Genomic DNA, 3,143 nt, shown 5'->3' on the forward strand with positions numbered 1-3,143 from the left:
GCGCTGCGAAGGTCGCGGCGAGCACGATCCCCGCCGAGGTGATGACCCCGCCCGTAGCCACAAGCCCTTCCAGTACTCCCTTGCGGGTGCCTACGCGCAGCGACTCCTCGCGGACACGGGACATGAGGAAGATGTTGTAGTCGATGCCCAACGCGACGAGGAAGACGAATGCGTAGAGCGGCACCGACGGATCGGCACCGGGGAAGCCGATGAGGTGGTTGAACACCAGCGCGGAGACACCCAAAGCGGTGCCGAAGGAGAGAACCGTCAGCGCCACGAGCAGCAGCGGGGCCACGAGTGAGCGCAGCAGGAGGATGAGGACGATGGTGATGACGATGAGGATGAGTGGAATCGCCAGGGTCCGGTCCGCCTCGGCGGTGGTGTTCGTGTCCAGGTCGACCGCGGTCTCCCCGCCCACCAGGGTCTCGGAGTCGACCTTGTGGACAGCGTCGCGGATGTCGGTGACCGTGGACTCTGCGGCCAGGGAGTCCGCGGGGTCGGTCAGTGTCGCTTCGAGGAGAACCTGACCGTCGACCTCGGTAGGTGCCGGGGGTGAAGGTGGAGGCGTCGAGGTCGAGTCGGGTGCGCCCTGGCCCTGCGGTGCTTGACCTTGCGGTGCCTGCAGCTGCCCGTCATCGTCGATGGCGATCGTCCCGCTGGGTGACTCTTCGGCGACGACGGTCATCGATTCGACCCCGCCGAGGCTGCCGACCGCCTTCGCCGCATCCTCGAGCTGGTCTTTCGCCACCACGATCTGTGTGGGTGAGCCGGATCCGCCCGGGAAATGCTCGGACAGCACATCTTGGCCATCACGGGCCTCGGAGTCGCCGAGGACGAAGTCGCTCTGCGCGATGCCCGAGGCCTTGAACTGGGGGAACGCGATGAGCGGGAGGGCAAGGAGGACGACGAGACCGATCCAGATGATGCGCGGACGCTTAGCGACCACCTCGGCGATGCGAGTCCACAGACCTTTCTTCGCTGGTGCGGAGCTGGTTGTGCGCACCTGCGGGCGGAAGGGCCAGAACACGGCCCGGCCGATGACCATCAGAGCCGCGGGCAGGAATGTCAGCGCCGCGAGCATCGCCACCAGAATGCCGATCGCCGCCACCGGGCCGAGCGCACGAGTCGAGGCCAGGTCGGTCAGCAGCAGAACCAGAAGACCGGCGATCACGGTCCCACCAGAGGCCGCGATCGGCTCGACGACGCCCTTGAACGCAGCCAGTCCGGCTCTGACTCGATCCCGTTCGGTCAGCAGCGCATCACGGAAGCGGGCGACCACAAGGAGGGAGTAGTCAGTGGTGGCGCCGACGACCAGGATGAACAGAATGCCCTGAACTTGGCCGTTGATGAGCAGGATTCCCGCATCCGCGAGGTGCCAGATGACGAAGATCGAGGCCGAGAGCGCCGCCACCGAGGTGAACAGAACGATGACCGGCAGCAGAGGCGAACGGTAGACGATGATGAGGATGACGAAGACCGCGATGAGCGCGACGAGCAGGAGTATGCCGTCGATCCCAGCGAAGGCCTCGGTGAGGTCCGCGGAGAATCCGCCCGGACCGGTGACGTACACATCCGCCGAGGCGGGCATTGAGTTGGCATCGCCGGTGGGACTATCGGCGGCGGTGGCAATCGGGAAGGTCCCAGCGATGATCGAGCGGATCTGCTCCACGTCATCGGCGGTGGTGTCGGTGGAGACCGGGAGGATGAGCTCGAGCGCTTCACCGTCCTCGGAGGGGATGACAGGCGAGGCGGCGGCTGCCAACAGCCCTTCGTCGTCGAGTCTCTCGGCCAGGTCTTCGAGCTCAGTCGTACTGTCCTTGCTCAGCCCGTCCTTGTCTTCGAGTACGACGATAGCCGGGACATAGTCGAGGTCACTGAACTGGTCGATGAGCGCCTGAGCCTTCGTGGACTCGGCCGATTCAGGCAGGAAGGAGGACCGGTCGTTCGTGGCGACCTCGGAGATCTTGCCGAAGTAGGGGCCACCGACTCCCGCGATGGCCACCCACGCGACCAAAAGGACGGCGAAGAGTGCGATGAGAGAGCGGCGGGCGGGAATGGGTGCGCGCTGCTTCGTGGGCTGAGCCGAGTCGACGGGGATTTCGGATTCGGGCCGGTGCGGCTCCGGAGGGGTGCTCGTGAGCAGGTGGCGGGGCATGTTCTCAGAGTACGCCAGTAGTCGACCTCGGAAGTTATTCCGCAGCTCTTCACTTTGGCACTGAACCATTGGTACAGTACCAGTATGGACACAACAGCACAGGCACCACAGACAGCCAATGCCCGTTCCCTCCTACTGCCCTATGCCCTGACGCTCATAGCCGCCATGATCATCATCCAGTTCGTCGTCGCACTGACCGGCGGTGCAGTGACAATCCTCGCTGGGGCCCTCACCGCGGTCGTCGCCGTCGGCATTGCGGTATGGATCGTGATCAACCGTCGGAAGCTGCTGCATGTGCGCTTCGGACTCGTGATCGCCCATGTCATCGCCTATGTCGCAGTGACGACATCCTTCAACGCCCACGCCGTCGTCCGTGCAGTCGTCGCCGGCAGCGACAACGATGTTCAAGCAGTGGCGCACTCACTCCTCGGGTCCTCCTGGTTCGGAGCAACCTTGGTGATGAGTGCGGTTTGGGGCCTCGGACTGCTCATTCACCTCCTCGGCTCGGTGCTCGGCCGCGGCTGGGAGGACTGAGGTGGCATCGCAGCATGGCGACGCGACAGAGCCGCTCACTGAAAGCGAAGAGTGGCTGAGCCATAAGGTCGACAGCTGGGTCGAGACCTACAAGAAGTCAATGCTCACACCGGTCACACTGACCATCGTCGCCGAGCATCAGCCGATCGGAGTCGCCGCCATTGCTGAGAAAGTCACCGCTGCCACCGGCTGGCACGTGACCGAGCGCGGTCTTTACAGGACCCTCAAACGGCTGCAGGATTCTGGACTCTTGGCCAGTGCCGATACCAGCGCCCCGAGGACGGGAGCGAAACGGAAGGACCTCTCGCTCACGCCTCTCGGGACGCGGTATCTTGCCGGGATCGCGGAGAATCTCGTGGAGTTGCCGGGTGGTGTTCCCGGCAAGGAGTGTACTACCTCGCCTGCCGCCCCCTCGCCCATAGAGCCAGCACCCCATCAACAACAAGGAATCCCA

At 64.5% G+C, this 3,143-nt stretch carries 3 protein-coding genes; 2 read left to right on the forward strand and 1 reads right to left on the reverse strand.

Going from position 1 to position 3,143, the window contains the following annotated elements:
* On the reverse strand, positions 1 to 2,155 hold a 2,155-nt coding region (locus L0G76_RS15035; RefSeq protein WP_304357962.1), incomplete at its 3' end, for an MMPL family transporter.
* An 84-nt stretch (positions 2,156 to 2,239) separates the two neighbouring features.
* On the opposite strand from L0G76_RS15035, the gene L0G76_RS15040 reads away from it, so the two are divergent.
* Together L0G76_RS15040 and L0G76_RS15045 are read left to right on the forward strand one after the other, a co-directional pair.
* Positions 2,240 to 2,689 carry a hypothetical protein gene (locus tag L0G76_RS15040; protein WP_009882163.1) on the forward strand — a complete coding sequence of 150 codons (450 nt, stop codon included), beginning with the start codon at positions 2,240 to 2,242 and terminating at the stop codon, positions 2,687 to 2,689.
* 1 nt (position 2,690) lies between these two features.
* Positions 2,691 to 3,143: PadR family transcriptional regulator (locus tag L0G76_RS15045; protein ID WP_304357963.1), on the forward strand; the 453-nt coding region annotated here is incomplete at its 3' end.

The organism is Brevibacterium picturae (assembly GCF_030453725.1).
GTDB classification, from domain to species: Bacteria; Actinomycetota; Actinomycetes; order Actinomycetales; family Brevibacteriaceae; genus Brevibacterium; species Brevibacterium sandarakinum_A.

Coding starts and splice junctions, on each gene's coding strand:
- L0G76_RS15040 (WP_009882163.1), top strand. CDS start 2,240: ATGGACACAACAGCACAGGCACCACAGACAGCCAATGCCCGTTCCCTC.